This window comes from Streptomyces sp. AP-93, assembly GCF_022808175.1.
GTDB lineage: Bacteria > Actinomycetota > Actinomycetes > Streptomycetales > Streptomycetaceae > Streptomyces.
Window position 1 is genome coordinate 127,914 of sequence record NZ_JALGBX010000015.1, and the last position, 17,080, is coordinate 144,993.

Below are 17,080 nucleotides of genomic sequence, written 5' to 3' on the forward strand. Positions count from 1 at the left end.
AGGCGGGACCGATCGGTTGGACAGGAGTGCGCCGGGGCGCGCGCGGCGAGGAGTGCGCCGGGCATCCGGGCGCCCAGCGCCGTAACCAGCCGACGTCGTCACCAGCCGATGTCGTAACCACCGGCACGTCCGACCCGTTGGAGGGGGCATGGGCATGGGCTTCACGATCGGCGGCAGCCGCGGCACCAAGGAGTTCCGTTCCGGCGCTCGGCGCCGCGGCCGGACGTCGGAGTGCACGACGGTGGCGGAGTACACCGGACTCTGGGGCTGGGACGTGATCCCCGGCGCCCGGGCCGCGGGGCCCGCACGCGACTGCTCCTGCGGTCATACGAGTTGTGGTGCGCCGGGGGCGCATCCGCTGGGCCTCGCTCCGACGGTCCCGGCCGGCGCCACCCTCGACGAGGTCACCGAGACCTGGAGCGGGTACCCGGGAGCCGCCGTGCTGCTCCCCGTCGGCCGCTCCTTCGACGTCATCGAGGTCGCCGAGGAGGCCGGGCGGCGGGCGCTGGTCCGGCTGGAGCGGATGGGCCTGCCGCTCGGCCCGGTGACCGCGACCCCGGACGGTCGGGCCCAGTTCTTCGTCGCCCCGGGGGCGGCCGCCGGGCTGCCGCAGCTGCTGTACCGGATGGGCTGGGACGACGCCGGTCTCGATCTGCGCGCGCTGGGCCAGGGGTCCTACGTCACCGCCCCGCCCTCGGACTTCGCGGGCCTCGGCCCCGTGAGCTGGATGCGCCCGCCGGCTCTGGACTCGGCCGGGGATCCCCCGCAGGCCCGCCTCCTGCTGGGCACCCTCGCCTACCTCTGCCACCGGCTGCGCCGGTCCTAGGCACTAGGGGCATGGCAGTGCCCCCGGGTCCTGGGGACCTCGGGGGCACTGGCCGGCGTAAGAGCGTCGGGAGCGTGGGAGCGTTCAGTCGCCGATCAGGGCGTCGACGAAGGCCTCCGGCTCGAAGGGCGCCAGGTCGTCCGCGCCCTCACCGAGGCCGATGAGCTTGACCGGGACGCCGAGCTCGCGCTGCACCGCGATGACGATGCCGCCCTTGGCGGTGCCGTCGAGCTTGGTCAGCACGATGCCGGTGATGTCCACGACCTCCGCGAAGACACGCGCCTGGGTCAGGCCGTTCTGCCCGGTGGTGGCGTCCAGGACCAGCAGGATCTCGTCGAGCGGGCCGTGCTTCTCCACGACGCGCTTGACCTTGCCGAGCTCGTCCATCAGACCGGTCTTGGTGTGCAGCCGGCCCGCCGTGTCGATGAGCACCACGTCGGCGCCCTCGGCGATGCCCTCCTTGACCGCGTCGTAGGCGATCGAGGCCGGGTCGCCGCCCTCGGGGCCGCGTACGGTGCGCGCCCCGACCCGCTCGCCCCAGGTCTGGAGCTGGTCGGCGGCGGCGGCGCGGAAGGTGTCCGCCGCGCCGAGCACGACGCTGCGGCCGTCGGCGACGAGCACCCGGGCGAGCTTGCCGGTGGTGGTGGTCTTGCCGGTGCCGTTCACGCCGACGACCATCACGACGGCGGGGGTGTCCACGCCGCTCTCGGTCTTCACCGCGCGGTCGAAGTCGGTGCCGAGGAGCGCGACCAGCTCCTCCTTCAGCAGGGCGCGCAGATCGGCGGGGGTGCGGGTGCCGAGCACCTTGACCCGCTCGCGGAGCCGGTCCACCAGCTCCTGGGTCGGCGCGACACCCACGTCGGCGATGAGGAGGGTCTCCTCGATCTCCTCCCAGGTGTCCTCGTCGAGGTGCTCGCGGGAGAGCAGCGTGAGCAGCCCCTTGCCGAGCGTGTTCTGCGACCGGGCGAGGCGGGCGCGCAGCCGGACCAGGCGGCCGGCGGTGGGCTCGGGCACCTCGATCTCGGGCGCGGCCGGAACCTCGGCGACGGGGGCTTCGGGCTCCGCGACCGGGGCCTCGGCCTCGGCCTCGGGCAGCACGACCTCTTCGATCGTGCGGCGCGGCTCTTCCGCCGTCGGTGCGGCGTCCTCCCCCACCTGCGGTTCGGCGGGCGGGGCAGTGATGGTCGGCGTGCTGGGCGGGGCCGTGGGGGGCAGCTGCTTCTTCTTGCGGCTGCTGACCACGAGCCCGCTGATCGCACCGACCGCGACCAGGGCGATGACTACGGCAAGGATGAGGATTTCCATAACCTGTCCAGTATGCGTGACCTGGCCGACGGCACCTCGTTCTCCAGGCGGGGCTTTGCACCCCGCGGGCCGGGCTGGTCCGTCGCTCGGCCGCGTGTCGGCGAGAAGCCCTTCGGGGCGGAGTCACAACGGGCCCAGTATCGGATACGGGCGCGGTCGGCGCTGAGCGCCCATGGGTTGTCGCGGCCCATGCCGTGGACCGCGACAACCCATGACTCCTGGGGTATCACACAGGGCAGTAAGCCTCTATTTGTGGTTTTTGCGGCAAATCTACGATGATGAGCAACCCCCATCACGCCCCCACCTCCCCCACGGAGTACACCTATGTCTGCCGAGACCGCCGTCGAGTCGCGCGGCCTGGAGCCCGTCCCGGACTCCGAGCGCCGCGGCCGGGTCCGCGAGCTCGTCCCGACCTGGGTCGCCGCCAACATCAGCGTGCTGCTGCTGACCATGGGCGCCGGTCTCGTCATCTTCAACAAGCTGAACATCTGGCAGGTGCTCGTCGTCGCGATCGCCGCGCCCGTCGTCTCCTACGGGATCGTCGGACTCATATCCATCGCGGGCAAGCGCGGCGGCGCCCCCGGCATGGCGCTCTCCCGGGCCGTCTTCGGCCAGCGCGGCAACCTCTTCCCCGGAGCCCTGATCTGGGTCGCCCGCTGGGGCTGGGAGACCATCAACGCGGTCAGCGGCGCCTACGCCGTCCTGACCGTCCTCGACCTGGTCTTCGGCATCAAGAAGAACACCGCGCTGATCGTCGTCACCCTGCTCTTCTTCGTCGGCTGCACCTTCCTGGTCTCCGGCCTCGGCATCAACGCGCTGCGCGTCTGCTCCAAGTGGTCCACGTACTTCTTCGGCGCCTTCAGCGTGCTCGTGCTGGGCTACCTGATCGCCGAGACCGACTGGTCGGCCGTCTTCGCCAAGCCCGCCGGCTCCACCGCGATGATGATCGCGGGCATCGGCACCATCGCGGCCGGCGGCATCAGCTGGGTCCCCTCGGGCCCGGACTTCACCCGCTACCTGCCCCGTACCGCCTCCGCCAAGGGCATGGTCGGCGCGACCATCGGCGGCGCGGCCGTCGTCGTGATCCCGATGGTGCTCATGGGCGCGGTGATGGCCGTCGCCACTCCCGACCTGGCCACCGCGCAGGACCCGGTGTCCTTCATCGGCGAACTGCTGCCGACCTGGATCGCGGTCCCGTACCTGCTGATCGCGCTCGTCGGCATGCTCCTCATCAACTCGATGTCCATGTACTCGGCGGGCTTCACCGCCCAGACCCTCGGCATCAAGGTCCCGCGCGCGGCGGCGGTCAGCGTCAACGCCGTCATCAGCCTGGTCTTCGGCTTCCTGCTGATGGTGGTCGCGACCAGCTTCTTCGGCTCGTTCATCTCCTTCCTGACCTTGCTGGCCGTGGCCTTCTCCGCCTGGATCGGCGTCTTCGGCGTGGACATGCTGCGCCGCACCTCCTACGACGGGGCCGCGCTGCTGGACACCACGCGGAGCAGCGCCTACTGGTACCGGGGCGGTTTCGCCTGGCAGGCCATGACCGCCTGGGGCCTGGCCCTGGTGGTGGGCCTGCTGTTCACGAAGGTCGACTGGTTCAGCGGCCCGCTCGCCAGCACCTGGATCGGGCAGAACGGCCTGGGCTGGGCGGCGGGCATCGTCACCTCGGCCGCGCTGTACGCGGTCCTGCCGCGCACCCCGGCGGCTCCGAATGCCCCGGAGGCCGTTCCGGTGGCCCCGGAGGCCGCGGCGGCCGCCGCGCAGGAGCGGGTCCCCGCCGGATCCCTGTCCAACTGACGCCACGTCAGCTAACGTCCCCCTTCGCCCGCCCACCCACCTCCGGCGAAGGGGGACTTCTCCATGCCCATCACCGTGGCCCGGTTCAACCTCATCGACCCGAACGGCACCCCGGAAACCCTCTCCGCCCGCTACAAGGCCGCACTGGAGATGGCGAAGTACGCGGACGACCGCGGGATCGACACCATCCAGACCGAAGAGCACCACGGCACCGACAACAACTGGCTGCCCTCCCCCTTCGCCTTCGCGGGCGCGGTCTTCGGCGCCACCCGCCGGATCGCGGTCACCGTCTCGGCGATCATCGGCCCGCTGTACGACCCCCTGAAGGTCGCCGAGGACATCGCCGTACTCGACCTGCTCAGCGGCGGCCGCCTCGTCACGGTGGCCGGCATCGGCTACCGGCCCGAGGAGTACGAACAGCACGGCGTGGAGTGGGGCCGGCGCGGCAAGCTCCAGGACGAGCTGCTGGAGACCCTGCTGAAGGCGTGGACCGGCGAGCCGTTCGAGTTCCGCGGCCGTACCGTACGGGTCACCCCGCGGCCCTTCACCCAGCCGCACCCGCTGCTCCTGGTCGGCGGCAGCTCCCAGGCGGCGGCCCGCCGGGCGGCCCGCCTGGGACTGCCGTTCTTCCCGAGCGCGCACCTGCCCGAGCTGGAGGCGTACTACCACGCGCAGCTCGCGGAGTACGGCACGGAGGGCTTCTGCATGATGCCGGCGGCCGAGACCCCACTGCTGCACATCGCGGAGGACCCGGACCGGGCGTGGGACCAGTACGGCGAGCGGTTCCTGCACGAGGCCGGGATGTACGCGTCCTGGCAGTCCAAGGACATCCGCAGCGCCGTACGGTCGGGCGCGCACACGGTGGCGGAGCTGCGCGCCGAGGGCGTGTACCGCATCCTCACCCCGGACGAGGCGGTCGCGTACGCCCGCGGCGCCGGCGAGGCGGGGAACCTGGTGCTGCACCCGCTGTGCGGCGGGATGCCCATCGACGAGGGATGGCGGAGCCTGCAACTCCTGTGCGAGCAGGTACTGCCCCGCCTCAAGGACTGAGACGGGGCAGTACCTGCTGTGAGAGGAGAGGGGCTGTTGGCGGGGTTGGTCAGCCCATCTCCTCCAACGCCTTGCCCTTGGTCTCCGGCACCCATTTGAGGATGAACGGGATCGAGAGCACGGCGAAGACCGTGTAGATGACGTAGGCGCCGGACAGGTTCCAGTCCGACAGGGACGGGAACGACACCGTGATGACCCAGTTGGCGATCCACTGGGCGGCGGCGGCCACGCCGAGGGCGGCGGCGCGGATGCGGCCGGGGAACATCTCCCCGAGCAGCACCCAGACGACCACGCCCCAGGACAGCGCGAAGAAGAGGACGAAGCAGTTGGCCGCGACCAGGGCCACGATGCCCTGGGCGTGCGGCAGCGCGATGTCGTCGCCCGCGCCGGACTTGTACGAGAAGGCCCAGGCGGCGAGGCCCAGCGAGATCGCCATGCCGACGGAGCCGATGAGGGCGAGCGGCTTGCGGCCGATCCGGTCCACGAAGATCATCGCGATCACCGTGCCGATGATGTTCACGACCGAGGTCTCGAAGGAGTACAGGAACGAGGCGCTCGGGTCGATGCCGACCGACTGCCACAGCGAGGAGCTGTAGTAGAAGATCACGTTGATGCCGACGAGCTGCTGGAAGACCGACAGGCCGATGCCGATCCAGACGATGGGCAGGAAGCCCCTCTTCCCGCCGAGCAGGTCCTTGAAGGTGGACTTGTGCTCGGAGCGCATGGCGTGCTCGATGTCCGCGACGCGGCCGTCGAGGTCGATGTGCTCGCCCTCGACCTCGGCGAGCACCTTGCGCGCCTCGGCGTTGCGGCCGACGGAGATCAGGAAGCGCGGGGATTCCGGGATCACGAAGGACATCAGCCCGTAGAGCACGGCCGGGACCACCATCACGCCGAGCATCCACTGCCAGGCTTCCAGGCCGCCGATCTCGCCGCGCTGGTCGCCGCCCGCGAGGTTGAGGATCCCCCAGTTGACGAGCTGGGAGATGGCGATGCCGATGACGATCGCGGCCTGCTGGAAGGAGGCGAGCCGGCCGCGGTACGCGGGCGGGGAGACCTCGGCGATGTAGGCCGGGCCGATGACCGAGGCCATGCCGATGCCGAAGCCGCCGATGATCCGCCACACCGCCAGGTCCCAGAGCGCGAAGGGCAGGGCCGAGCCGATGGCGCTGGCGGTGAAGAGCACGGCCGCGATCTGCATGCAGCGGATGCGGCCGATCCGGTCGGCGATGCGGCCGGCGGTGGCGGCGCCCAGCGCGCAGCCGATCAGAGCGGCGGCGATCACCTGGGCGAGGGTGGCGGGCCCTACGTCGAAGCGGTCCCGGATCGCGACGACCGCGCCGTTGATGACGGAGCTGTCGTAGCCGAAGAGGAATCCACCCATGGCGGCGGCCGCGGTGATGAAGATGACGTGCCCGAGGTGGTCGGGCCGCGATGCCGGGGCGCCGCCCGAGGCCGAGCCCCGCGCTGTGCTGCTGCTCGTCAAGGTCTGCTCCTGCGTGCTGCCCGGCTGCGGGGACGGGCGGGTGGGCGTAATTCCTTCCAGTGGCGCACAGGTCAAGATCGGGCACCACCCGAAGGGATACGGCGGGAGCGAGCCTATGTGTTCATTTCTTGAAGTCAAGAGGAGGGGTGGGTGGGTATCTCGCCGCCATCGACGGGAACTGAGCGGGACTTGAGGTTCATTTCTTGAAAGAATCGCGGCTGACGCGTGTCACCCTGGACGCCACCGGGACACCATCGGGGATTTCACCGGAGCCGCTGGCTGATGACCTTCGATACCCCGTCGCCCTGCATCGAGACCCCGTAGAGCGCGTCGGCGACCTCCATCGTCCGCTTCTGGTGCGTGATCACGATCAGCTGTGAGCTCTCCTGCAGCTCCTCCATGATCCGGATCAGCCGCTGGAGGTTGGTGTCGTCGAGCGCGGCCTCCACCTCGTCCATCACGTAGAACGGGCTGGGCCGCGCCTTGAAGATGGACACCAGCAGGGCCACGGCGGTCAGCGAGCGCTCGCCGCCCGAGAGCAGCGACAGCCGCTTGACCTTCTTGCCCGGCGGCCGGGCCTCGACGTCGACGCCGGTGGTGAGCATGTTGTCCGGATCCGTCAGGATCAGCCGGCCCTCGCCGCCGGGGAACAGCCGCGAGAAGACACCCTCGAACTGACGGGCCGTATCCCGGTAGGCCTCCGTGAAGACCTGCTCGACCCGCTCGTCGACCTCCTTCACGACCTGAAGGAGGTCGGCTCTGGTCTTACGCAGGTCCTCCAGCTGCTCGCTCAGGAACTTGTGCCGCTCCTCCAACGCCGCGAACTCCTCCAGCGCCAGCGGGTTGACCTTGCCGAGCTGCTGGTAGGCCCGCTCGGCCGCCTTCAGCCGCTTCTCCTGCCGGGCGCGCACGAAGGGCTCCGGACCGGCATCCCCCGCCGCAGCGTCCCGGGCCTCCCCGTCCGTCGACGGGCTCGGCGGCACCGGCTGGTCCGGCCCGTACTCGGCGACGAGCCCCTGGGCCGCCATCCCGAACTCCTCCAGCGCACGGCTCTCCACCTGCTCGATCCGCATGCGCTTCTCGGCGCCGAGCACCTCGCCGCGGTGCACGGAGTCCGTGAGCTTGTCGAGCTCGCCCTTCAGGCCGCGGCCCAGGCCCCGGGCCTCGTCGAGCTCGCGCTCCCGCACGCCCTTCGCGTACTCGGCCGAGGTGCGCTCCCCGACGGCGCGGGTCAGCGACACCTCGATGTGTGCGAGCAGCTGGCGGGCTCCGGCGGCGACGGCCGCGGCCACCTGCGCCTCGTACCGCAGCCGTTCCCGGCGGCGCTCGGCCCGGGCACGGGCCTCCCGCTCGGCCCTGGCCCCGCGGTCGAGGGAATCGGCGCGGCCCGCGAGCCCCTTGACCCGCTCCTCATGGGTCCTGAGCTGCAGCCGGGCCTCCATCTCGGTCTGCCGCGCGTTCGCCCCGTCGGCCGCGAGCCGGTCCCTGCGCGAGGTGTCCGGCTCCTCTTCCGCAGGCATCTCCTCGGCAACGGCGAGCCGTTCCGCGCACTCCTCTACGTCGGCCAGCGCCTGCTCCAGCGCGTCCTGCGCCGTGGCTGCGGCCGCGGCGGCGCGCTCGGCTTCGCCCAGTGCCCCCTTCGCCTGCCCGGCGAGCCGCCCGAGCTGCTGCGCGACCCCGGCCCGGGCCCGCTCGACGGCCCGCCGGAGCTCCCCGAGCTCCTCGACCCGGGCCCCGGCCACCACCCGGCGCGCATCCGCGGCCGCCTTCTCGCCCGCCAGCACCAGACACCGGCCGTCCAGCCGGGCCAGCTCCGCCGCGGCCTCGTCGACGGCGGCCTGCACCTCGATCAGGCTCGGCACCCCGGCGGACCCGCCGTGCGCGAGGTGCGCCCCGAGCACGTCCCCGTCGGCGGTCACGGCCACCAGCTCGGGCCGCGCGGCCACCAGCGCCTCGGCCTCATCGAGCCCCCCGACCACCACGAAGTCCCGCAACACCCACGCCACGGCCCGCACCACCTCGGCGTCCCCCCGCACGAGCCCCCCGGCGGCAACCGCCACCTCCCGAGCCCCACCGACCACGCCACCCGCAAAAACCGCCACCCCAGGCACACTCGGCCCCACCCCAGAAACCACCGGCGCAGGCGCACTCAGCCCCACCGCAGAAACCGCCGGCGCAGGCGCACTCAGCCCCACCGCAGAAACCGCCGGCGCAGGCGCACTCAGCCCCACCGAAGAAGCCACCGGACCCGGCGCACTCAGCCCCGCCCCAGAACCCGCCGCCCCAGGCACACTCGGCCCCGCCGCGGAAACCGCCGGACCCGGCGCACTCAGCCCCGCCCCGGAAACCGCCGGCCCAGGCACACTCAGCCCCGCCGGCGTTTGAGGCGCGGGGTCTGGGGCGGAGCCCCAGTTTCGGGAAGGGGCGGGGTGGGGGAAAACCGCCCCCGCCGCGACCCCGTCGGCAGCCCCGGCCCCGGAAACCTGCTCCAGGCCCGCGAGGCCAACACCGCTTCCCGGAGTCGAATCCGAATCCAAATCCGGAGCAGCCGGGGCCGGACCCGCTGCGGGCACCTGGGCCTGGCCCGGGACTCCGGTCCCAGCCACCAACCCGCCGGAGGCCACCGCCTGGCCCGGGACCCCGGCCCCCGCCACCACACCGCCGGAGGCGGAGGCGGAGGCCACCGCCCCCGGAGTGATCAGGAACGCGGCCCTGCCCGCATCGCCCTCCCGCAAGTACCGGATCGCTCCGGCCGCCGCCGCCGTCGACGTGACGGCCACCGCGTCCGCCGCCGCACCCAGCGCCGCCGCCACCGCGACCTCGTACCCCGGGGTCACGGACAGCCGCTGCGCCGCAGGCCCGAGCAACCCCTCCAGCCGCGCCGCGAGCAGCTCCGCCGTGCCGTCCTTGCGGCGCAGCCCCATCGCCAGGGCGTCCCGTCGCGCCGACACCGCCGCCCGCGAACGCTCCGCCGCCGCCAGCGCGTCCCGGGTCTCCCCGAGTCCGGCCTCCGCCGCCGCCAGCTCGGCCCGAGCCTCCTCGTACTCCCCCGGTCCGGAGCCGGCAGCGCCCTCACCCGCCCCCGGGGACTCCTCCCCGACTTCCTCCGCCAGCGCCTCGTACTCCTCGCGCGCCTCCTCCGCCCGCGCCCGCGCCCCGTCCCGCGCCACGACCAGCCGGTCGATCTCCGCCTGGGCCGCGCCCGCGCGGGAGCGGGCCGCGCCGAGCCGGCCCGTCAGCCGCGCCAGCGCCTCGCGCCGGTCGGCGATGGCCCGCGCCACGTCCCGTAGCCGCCGTTCCTCGTCGGCCAGCGAACGCTCCAGGTCGGCCCGGTGGGCGACGGTGTCCTCCAGTGCCCGCGCGGCCGCTTCCTGTGCGGCCGTCAGCTCCGCCTCCTGCTCGCGGATCCGTGCGGCCTCCTTCTCCATCTCCTCCGGGTCGCGGCCCCGCCGCTCGTCCTCGGCCGGCGCCGAAGCGGAGGTGACCCGGGCGTCCGCCAGCGACACCGTCCCGCGCACCCGCTCGGCGAGCTGGGACAGCTCGTACCAGGTCTGCTGCGCCCGCTGGAGCCGTGGCGCGAGTTCGCGTACGGCCTCCTCGAGTTCGGACTCCCGCCGCACGGCCGCCGCGAGCTGCGCCTCGGCCGCGTCCTTGCGTTCCTTCAGCGCCGCCTCGTCCGCGATCTCCGCGTCGAGCGCACCCTTCAGCGTCACGAGGTCGTCGGCGAGCAGCCGCAGCCGTGCGTCCCGCAGGTCAGCCTGGATCACGGCTGCCCGCCGGGCCACGGCCGCCTGCCGTCCCAGGGGCTTCAGCTGCCGCTGCAGCTCGTTGCCCAGGTCCTGCACGCGCGCGAGATTGGCCTGCATCGCGTCCAGCTTCCGCAGCGCCTTCTCCTTGCGCTTGCGGTGCTTGAGCACCCCGGCCGCCTCCTCGATGAAGGCGCGGCGGCCCATCGGATCGGCGTGCAGTACGGAGTCCAGCTGGCCCTGTCCGACGATGACGTGCATCTCGCGGCCGATGCCGGAGTCGGAGAGCAGTTCCTGGATGTCGAGGAGGCGGCAGGTGTCGCCGTTGATCTGGTACTCGCTGCTGCCGCCGCGGAACATGATCCGCGTGATGGTGACCTCGGCGTACTCGATGGGCAGCGCGCCGTCGGAGTTGTCGATGGTGAGCGAGACCTCGGCGCGGCCCAGCGGCGGGCGGCCGGTGGTGCCGGCGAAGATGACGTCTTCCATCTTCCCGCCGCGCAGGGACTTCGCCCCTTGTTCGCCCATGACCCAGGAGAGCGCGTCCACCACATTGGACTTGCCGGAGCCGTTGGGGCCCACGACACAGGTGATGCCCGGCTCGAAGCGCAGGGTGGTCGCGGAGGCGAAGGATTTGAAGCCACGCAGGGTCAGGGACTTGAGGTGCACGCCGCCGGACTCTACCTTTCACGTTCGGTTTCGCCCATGAAGGTGCAGGGCACATCAGACGTTAAAGGAATGGGCCCCCCACCTGGCGCAACGCCGCCCGGCGGCCTTGTCCGAGGTGGGAAAGGCGGAAGGAAAGCAGAGAAGGGAAGAGCGGAAAGAAAGAAGGGACGCCGAAGCGTCCCTTGCAGATCATGCGGTTCCGTTGATCGAGCGACGAGGGAGCGCGGATCAGGTGAGCGCAGGCTCCGCCTGGGGTACGTCGAGGTCGATGCTGTCAAGCAACGAGTCTCCGTGCTGTGCGGCGGCCGCGTTCAGAGCGTCGTTTTCGGACTGGATTCGTCCGAGCTCGGACTCGAGGTCCTGGACGCGCTGCTGAAGCCGTCGCATCTCGGCGAGGAGTCGCGGGTCGGAACCGCCGACGTAACCGAGAAGCGCCTTTGCCATGATGGATGGTCCTCCACACTGAGTGACCGACCGAAGCGGTGTGGGTCGTGAGGGAATCGCACCCGCGGATGTCCGGCAGCGACTGTCAGTCACTGCATCGATCTTTGGCTGACACTGTGTACTGCCAGCACTGCCAAACAGCTCAGGTGCGCGGGGCTTCCAGCGTCTCACCAAAAAGTTTGACGGTCAACACGATCACGCCCCGTATCGGCGGGCATCCCGGGCCCCGCAAGGGGCGTGGAGATCATCCTCGTCTCCGAGCCTTCCACGAATCCGCCGCGGCGGCAACGCGTCGGCGATGAATGCGCAGTTCCGACCGCATGCGGACCATCCGGCGATGTGTTCAGTACATGATCAGTCGATCGCTCACCGGATCGCGAACCCGTCGTAGCCGCCGCGCGGTGTGCCCCAGATCTCCGTCACCCCGTCCACCTTCCCGGGCGTGTCGGCGCCGTGCAGCCACTCCAGGAGCCGGTGGCAATTCTCACGTTGACCTTCGGCCACCACCTGTACTCGCCCGTCGTCCAGGTTGAGCGCGAAGCCGGTCAGTCCGCCGATCTCCATGGCGTTGGCCCTGGTGAACCAGCGGAAGCCCACTCCCTGTACACGGCCGCGCACCCAGGCGGTCATCCGCACGTCTTCATTCATGCCTGAACGCTAACCGGGCAAACAATTCCGGGTCACCTCACCCCCTATCGCCATGGCGTACAGTCGCGCAGCAACGAGCTCACCCATTTGGGTGAGTAAAGGTTGATCTTGCAGTGCTGATCCCGCAGTGCTGATCTCAAACCCCAGGAAGGTGAGCCGCGATGGGACGCCACCGACTCCACGCCGCGCCGCGCCCCGGTGCCAAGCGCCGCGCCGCCCTGCGAGGCGGTCTGCTCGGCGCATCCGTGGCCGTGGTCCTCGGCACGGCTGCCGTCACCACGGGCGTCGTCCCGGTCGGCTCCTCCTTCCCCTACGTAGGGGTCACGGCCGCGGGCTCCGACGCGAAGACCGCGGACGCCAAGACCCAGGCCTCGCCGAGCCCCGAGAGCGCGCTGGCGCAGCAGGGCGGCCTCGCCAACCTCTCCGGCCGGGCTTCCGCGGGAGCGAGCACCCCTTCCTCCTCCCCCACTCCCACTCCCTCCGCCTCGCCGACCCCGTCGGCCAGCCCTTCCCCGTCCCCCTCCACCTCCACGAAGCCGGCGAAGACCCCGGAGGCGAGCCCCACCCCGACCCCGGTGAAGCCGAAGCCCTCCGCGCCGAAGCCTTCCGCCCCCGCGGCCCCGGCGGCCCCGCCCACCTCGGCCGGGCACTCCGCCGAGGAGAGTGCCGTACTCACCCTGGTGAACCAGGAGCGCGCACAGGCGGGCTGCGGTCCGGTCCGGGCGAACCCGCCGCTGGCGGGGCTGGCCGGAGCCTTCAGCAAGGACATGGCCGTCCGGGGCTTCTTCGACCACACCGACCCCGACGGCAACACCCCCTGGGACCGCGCCACCAAGGCCGGCATATCGGGGATGGGCGGCGAGAACATCGCCCGCGGGCAGGGTGACGCGGGGGCCGTGATGAAGGCCTGGATGAACAGCCCGGGCCACAAGGCGAACATCCTCAACTGCGAGTTCCGCACCCTGGGCGTCGGCGTGCACAACGCCGCCGGCGGCCCCTGGTGGACCCAGGACTTCGGCTTCTAACAGCGAAACGGGCGGGGGCACGGTCACGCGCGGCGGATATCGCCGCGCGTGACCGTGCCCCCGCCCGTTTCTCCGTACCCCGCAGGCGCCCCGGCCGGGCGGGCAGCGCCCGGCACCGGGGCCGTACGTCAGCCCGTCAGACCGACGCCAGGGCGGCGCGCCCGGCGAGCAGGACACGGGTCTGCTCGGTGACGCGGCCGCCGAGGTGCTCGGCGGTGGCGATGTCGGCCTTGTGGACGAACTCGGCACCCTGGTCACTGTTGGACTGCGCGGCGGCGCCGTCGAAGAAGCCGAGGCGGTTGAGGTCGTTCTCGGAGCCGGTGCTGGAGTTCCAGCCCGGCTTCAGGCCCAGGTTGACCCAGCTCATGCCGTGCTGCGAGGCCAGCGTCTGGAAGTAGTCGAGGGTGTTTCCCTTGTCGCCGGACTTGGAGCCGGAGTTGGTGAAGCCCGCGGCGACCTTGTCCTGCCAGCCGCCCGCGAACCAGATCTTCGAGGTGGCCTCGGCGAAGACGTGGAAGGCGCCGGAGGCGGTGCCCATGTAGGTCGGAGCGCCGAAGACGATCGCGTCGGACGCGGTCAGGAGCTCCCACTGCGCGTCGTCGATCTCGTCGACCTTGATCAGGTGCACGATCGCACCGGCGTCGAGGGCGCCGGCCTTGACGGCCTCGGCGATCACGGCGGTGTGGCCGAAGCCGGAGTGGTAGGCGATCGAGACGACGGGGGTGTAGGTGATTGCGGACAAGACGGATCTCCCTCGGAAAACACCGCGGTGGGTCACGGTGCTGTGCGGCGCGGTAACTACCCCGAGGAAAGCACTAACTTTTCGAAAGCGCAAGCCGAGTGGACTGCGCTGCGTAGTAGTACGCTAAATCCATGCAGACTCCAGGGTGTGGCGAGGCCGGGGACGACGGCGCGCCCGAACAGGGCTCCGATACCTCCGGTGCCATCGGTGCCTTCGATGTGTTCGCTCGTGCGTGCCCGTCCCGCGAGACGCTGGAACACGTCACGGGCCGCTGGGGCAGCCTCACGGTCGGTGCCCTGTCCAAGGGGCCGTGCCGTTTCAACGAGCTCCGCCGCCGCGTGGACGGCATCAGCGAGAAAATGCTCTCCCAGACCCTGCACGCACTGGAGCGCGACGGCATCGTCAACCGGGAGGCCCAGCCGACCAACCCGCCCCGGGTCGACTACGAGCTGACCCCGTTCGGCGCGGCGGTCGCGGAGCGCGTGGACGCGCTCATAGGACTCCTGGAGGACAGCATGCCCGCCGTACTCTCCTCCAGGTCCGCCTACGATGCCACGCGCGAAGGCCGCTGACAGCGCGGGCAGAAGTAGCTCGACCGGTTCATCCAGGGACGGCGCCGCATCGGAGTGCCGCAGCGCCGGCAGGGCTCGTCCTCCCGCCCGTAGGCGTCGAGGGAGCGGTCGAAGTAGCCGGACTCGCCGTTGACGTTGACGTAGAGGCTGTCGAAGCTGGTGCCGCCGACGGCCAGGGCCTCGTTCATGACGTCCCGGACATGGCCGAGGAGTTCCGCGCTCCGGGGGCGCGTGAGCGTGGCCGTGGGGCGCTCGTAGTGCAGCTTGGCGCGCCAGAGCGATTCGTCCGCGTAGATGTTGCCGACCCCGCTGATCAGCGACTGGTCGAGCAGCGCCCGCTTCACCGTGGTGCGCTTGGCGCGCAGCGCCAGGTGGTAGGCCCCCTCGTCGAAGAGCGGGTCCAGGGGGTCCCTCGCGATGTGCGCGATGACGTCGGGCAGGCCCTCCGCACTGTCGGGGACGCAGGGGTGGAGCGACAGTCCGCCGAAGGTCCGCTGGTCGACGAAGCGCAGCTCGGTCCCGGCACCGTCCCCGAAGCGCACCCGGATGCGCAGGTGCTTCTCGTCGGGGGCCCCTTCGGGCTGTACGAGGAGCTGCCCGCTCATCCCGAGGTGCCCGAGCACGGAGTGCTCACGCTCCTCCAGCGGCAGCCACAGGTACTTGCCGCGCCGCCTGGGCACCCCGAAGGTCGCCCCCGTGAGCCGCGCCGCGAAATCGGCGCCGCCGCCCTCGTGCCGGCGTACGGCGCGCGGGTGCAGGACCTCGACGGCCGTGACGGTCCGCCCGGCCACCCAGCGTTCCAGCCCGCGCCGCACCACTTCTACTTCGGGCAGCTCGGGCACGGGTTCCTCCGGAAGGGTGCGGATCGGCTCTTATGGTGAGCCTACCGGCCTGCCCTGCGGGGCCTTTCCCCTCCCCGCCCCTTCCCGAAACCGGGGGCTCCGCCCCCAGACCCCCGCGCCTCGATCGCCGGCGAGGCTGGATACAACGGGTCCGCCCCGCCGCCTGCCGGAGCAGGTGGCGGGGCGGGGAGTTCCCGGAAGAACGGGTCAGGCGTTCGACGTCGGATCGGCGGGGGTCGTCGCCCCGTCGTCCTCGGCCGGAGCCGGGGCCCCGGTCACGGCCGGAGCCTGGACCTCGGCCTGAGCCGCGCCGTCCACGGAAGTCGCCGCGGTACTGATACCGCGCCACGCAGACTCGGCCGCCTGCTGTTCCGCTTCCTTCTTGCTGCGTCCGACGCCGGAGCCGTAAGAGATTCCACCGACGCGCGCGGCGGCGGTGAAGGTCTTCTCGTGGTCCGGGCCGGTCTCGGTGACCAGGTATTCCGGCACGCCCAGACCCTTGGCGGCCGTGAGCTCCTGGAGACTGGTCTTCCAGTCCAGGCCGGCACCGAGGTTCGAGGACTTCTCGATGAGCGGGTCGAAGAGCCGGTGAACCAGCTCCGAGGCCGCGTCGAGGCCCTGATCGAGGTAGACCGCGCCGATCACCGCTTCAAGGGTGTCGGCGAGGATGGAGGCCTTGTCCCGGCCACCCGTGCCCTCTTCGCCCCGGCCGAGCCGGATGAAGGAGCCGAGTTGGAGGCCGCGGCTGACCTCCGCCAGTGCACGCGAGTTGACTACCGCGGCCCGCAGTTTGGCCAGTTGGCCTTCCGGCAGGTCGGGGTGGGTCGTGTACAGCGTGTCCGTGACCACCAGGCCCAGCACGGAGTCCCCGAGGAACTCCAGCCGTTCGTTGGTGGGCAGACCGCCGTTCTCGTACGCGTACGAGCGGTGGGTCAGCGCACGCACCAGAAGGGCGGACTCGAGTCGATACCCGAGCCGCCCTTCCAGAAGCACGTGGGACGAGGCCGCGTTGTTACTGACTGCCTGCTTCTCAGCGTTGGACAGCTCAGACATTGCGCCTCTCACCAGCCGCTCAGACCTCGAGGACCTGGCGCTTGTTGTAGGTGCCGCAGCTCGGGCACGCAATGTGCTGGAGCTTCGGCTCCTGGCAACGCTCACACGAAACCAGGGTGGGGACCGCAGCCTTCCACTGCGACCGGCGGTGGCGCGTGTTGCTGCGCGACATCTTCCGCTTCGGAACAGCCACGGCTACTTCTCCTGCTTCTCGGCGGCGCTCTGAACTCCGTCGGAGGCAGTGCCGCTCATATTGTCCTTCTCGACGCCCTGATCGGTGACGAGTCCCTGCAATGCCGCCCAACGGATGTCGACGGCGTCATGGTGGTGGTCCGGGTCGTCGTTCAGGCTGAGCCCGCAATCGGGGCACAGTCCGAGACAGTCCTCCCGGCACACCGGCTGCAGCGGCAGTGCGAGCACCACCACATCGCGCAGCACGGATTCGAGGTCGAACAAACCGTCCTCGAGAAAGAGCGTGTCCTCGTCGTCCTCGGCGTCGTCGGCCGGCTCCGCCTTGGAGCGGATCCGGTCGTCGGCGTCAGGGTACGAGAACATCTCCTGGAAGTCCGCCTTGAGCTCACACTCGACGGCCTCCAGACACCTTACGCATTCCCCGGTTGCCGAGCCACGGGCGGTGCCTGTGACAAGCACCCCTTCCATGACCGACTCCAGGCGGAGCTTGAGGTTCAGCCGGCTGCCTTCCGGCACTCCGATGACACCGGCGAGACCGAGGTCCGCCGGCGCCGCGATCTCGCGGGACAGCCGCAGCATGGCACCAGGACGCCGACCCAGCTCGTGCGTGTCGAACACGAGGGGGTTGCGGTGGTCGAGGTGGGTGTTCAGGGCTGTTCCCGCTTTCACAAAATCACTGGAGA

Annotated in this window: 15 protein-coding genes; 5 read left to right on the forward strand and 10 right to left on the reverse strand. The window is 71.2% G+C overall.

What is annotated here, in order from left to right; all coding sequences use genetic code 11:
* The first annotated feature begins 154 nt into the window (after window positions 1–154).
* Complete coding sequence (locus MTF69_RS24345) at window positions 155–826, forward strand: bifunctional DNA primase/polymerase (RefSeq protein ID WP_243337690.1); 672 nt, start codon at window positions 155–157, stop codon at window positions 824–826.
* A gap of 84 nt (window positions 827–910) precedes the next feature.
* Here MTF69_RS24345 and ftsY read toward each other — a convergent pair whose 3' ends face one another.
* Window positions 911–2,131, reverse strand: coding sequence for a signal recognition particle-docking protein FtsY (ftsY, locus tag MTF69_RS24350; protein WP_243337692.1), 1,221 nt, complete (start codon window positions 2,129–2,131; stop codon window positions 911–913).
* Between the two features lie 324 nt (window positions 2,132–2,455).
* On the opposite strand from ftsY, the gene MTF69_RS24355 reads away from it, so the two are divergent.
* Together MTF69_RS24355 and MTF69_RS24360 are read left to right on the forward strand one after the other, a co-directional pair.
* The gene (locus tag MTF69_RS24355; RefSeq protein WP_243337694.1) at window positions 2,456–3,928 is read left to right on the forward strand and encodes a cytosine permease; all 1,473 of its coding nucleotides are present in this window, start codon (window positions 2,456–2,458) and stop codon (window positions 3,926–3,928) included.
* Between the two features lie 63 nt (window positions 3,929–3,991).
* A complete protein-coding gene (locus MTF69_RS24360) occupies window positions 3,992–4,978 on the forward strand; it encodes an LLM class flavin-dependent oxidoreductase (protein ID WP_243337697.1) in 987 nt (328 codons plus the stop codon).
* 49 nt (window positions 4,979–5,027) lie between these two features.
* Here MTF69_RS24360 and MTF69_RS24365 read toward each other — a convergent pair whose 3' ends face one another.
* The 4 genes from MTF69_RS24365 to MTF69_RS24380 form a co-directional block, all read right to left on the reverse strand.
* The gene (locus tag MTF69_RS24365; protein ID WP_243337699.1) at window positions 5,028–6,464 is read right to left on the reverse strand and encodes a sugar porter family MFS transporter; all 1,437 of its coding nucleotides are present in this window, start codon (window positions 6,462–6,464) and stop codon (window positions 5,028–5,030) included.
* Between the two features lie 263 nt (window positions 6,465–6,727).
* On the reverse strand, window positions 6,728–10,879 hold the full coding sequence (locus MTF69_RS24370) for an AAA family ATPase (protein ID WP_243337701.1): 4,152 nt from the start codon (window positions 10,877–10,879) through the stop codon (window positions 6,728–6,730).
* A gap of 228 nt (window positions 10,880–11,107) precedes the next feature.
* On the reverse strand, window positions 11,108–11,323 hold the full coding sequence (locus tag MTF69_RS24375) for a hypothetical protein (protein WP_030227372.1): 216 nt from the start codon (window positions 11,321–11,323) through the stop codon (window positions 11,108–11,110).
* Between the two features lie 366 nt (window positions 11,324–11,689).
* The gene (locus tag MTF69_RS24380; protein ID WP_243337703.1) at window positions 11,690–11,971 is read right to left on the reverse strand and encodes an acylphosphatase; all 282 of its coding nucleotides are present in this window, start codon (window positions 11,969–11,971) and stop codon (window positions 11,690–11,692) included.
* Between the two features lie 161 nt (window positions 11,972–12,132).
* On the opposite strand from MTF69_RS24380, the gene MTF69_RS24385 reads away from it, so the two are divergent.
* Window positions 12,133–12,996: a CAP domain-containing protein gene (locus tag MTF69_RS24385; protein WP_243337706.1), complete on the forward strand. Its 864-nt coding sequence runs from the start codon at window positions 12,133–12,135 to the stop codon at window positions 12,994–12,996.
* Between the two features lie 136 nt (window positions 12,997–13,132).
* On the opposite strand, the gene MTF69_RS24390 is transcribed toward MTF69_RS24385, so the two are convergent.
* Window positions 13,133–13,738 carry a flavodoxin family protein gene (locus MTF69_RS24390; RefSeq protein ID WP_243337708.1) on the reverse strand — a complete coding sequence of 202 codons (606 nt, stop codon included), beginning with the start codon at window positions 13,736–13,738 and terminating at the stop codon, window positions 13,133–13,135.
* A 131-nt stretch (window positions 13,739–13,869) separates the two neighbouring features.
* On the opposite strand from MTF69_RS24390, the gene MTF69_RS24395 reads away from it, so the two are divergent.
* Window positions 13,870–14,310, forward strand: coding sequence for a helix-turn-helix domain-containing protein (locus MTF69_RS24395; RefSeq protein WP_243337710.1), 441 nt, complete (start codon window positions 13,870–13,872; stop codon window positions 14,308–14,310).
* On the opposite strand, the gene mutM is transcribed toward MTF69_RS24395, so the two are convergent.
* The 4 genes from mutM to MTF69_RS24415 all read right to left on the reverse strand — a co-directional run bounded on the left by mutM (window position 14,283) and on the right by MTF69_RS24415 (window position 17,066).
* Window positions 14,283–15,152 carry a bifunctional DNA-formamidopyrimidine glycosylase/DNA-(apurinic or apyrimidinic site) lyase gene (mutM, locus tag MTF69_RS24400; protein ID WP_243337712.1) on the reverse strand — a complete coding sequence of 290 codons (870 nt, stop codon included), beginning with the start codon at window positions 15,150–15,152 and terminating at the stop codon, window positions 14,283–14,285. The genes MTF69_RS24395 and mutM overlap by 28 nt on opposite strands.
* A gap of 207 nt (window positions 15,153–15,359) precedes the next feature.
* The gene (gene rnc / locus MTF69_RS24405; RefSeq protein ID WP_243337714.1) at window positions 15,360–16,205 is read right to left on the reverse strand and encodes a ribonuclease III; all 846 of its coding nucleotides are present in this window, start codon (window positions 16,203–16,205) and stop codon (window positions 15,360–15,362) included.
* A gap of 19 nt (window positions 16,206–16,224) precedes the next feature.
* Window positions 16,225–16,398, reverse strand: coding sequence for a 50S ribosomal protein L32 (rpmF, locus tag MTF69_RS24410; protein WP_003965982.1), 174 nt, complete (start codon window positions 16,396–16,398; stop codon window positions 16,225–16,227).
* A 2-nt stretch (window positions 16,399–16,400) separates the two neighbouring features.
* Entirely contained in the window at window positions 16,401–17,066 is a 666-nt protein-coding gene (locus MTF69_RS24415; RefSeq protein WP_266904102.1) for a DUF177 domain-containing protein, read from the reverse strand.
* Between the last annotated feature and the right edge of the window lie 14 nt (window positions 17,067–17,080).

What these genes read in the sequence shown, in the direction of transcription:
- MTF69_RS24345 (WP_243337690.1), top strand. Translation starts at nt 155, where the DNA reads ATGGGCTTCACGATCGGCGGCAGCCGCGGCACCAAGGAGTTCCGTTCC.
- ftsY (WP_243337692.1), bottom strand. Translation starts at nt 2,131, where the DNA reads ATGGAAATCCTCATCCTTGCCGTAGTCATCGCCCTGGTCGCGGTCGGT.
- MTF69_RS24355 (WP_243337694.1), top strand. Translation starts at nt 2,456, where the DNA reads ATGTCTGCCGAGACCGCCGTCGAGTCGCGCGGCCTGGAGCCCGTCCCG.
- MTF69_RS24360 (WP_243337697.1), top strand. Translation starts at nt 3,992, where the DNA reads ATGCCCATCACCGTGGCCCGGTTCAACCTCATCGACCCGAACGGCACC.
- MTF69_RS24375 (WP_030227372.1), bottom strand. Translation starts at nt 11,323, where the DNA reads ATGGCAAAGGCGCTTCTCGGTTACGTCGGCGGTTCCGACCCGCGACTC.
- MTF69_RS24380 (WP_243337703.1), bottom strand. Translation starts at nt 11,971, where the DNA reads ATGAATGAAGACGTGCGGATGACCGCCTGGGTGCGCGGCCGTGTACAG.
- MTF69_RS24385 (WP_243337706.1), top strand. Translation starts at nt 12,133, where the DNA reads ATGGGACGCCACCGACTCCACGCCGCGCCGCGCCCCGGTGCCAAGCGC.
- MTF69_RS24395 (WP_243337710.1), top strand. Translation starts at nt 13,870, where the DNA reads ATGCAGACTCCAGGGTGTGGCGAGGCCGGGGACGACGGCGCGCCCGAA.
- rnc (WP_243337714.1), bottom strand. Translation starts at nt 16,205, where the DNA reads ATGTCTGAGCTGTCCAACGCTGAGAAGCAGGCAGTCAGTAACAACGCG.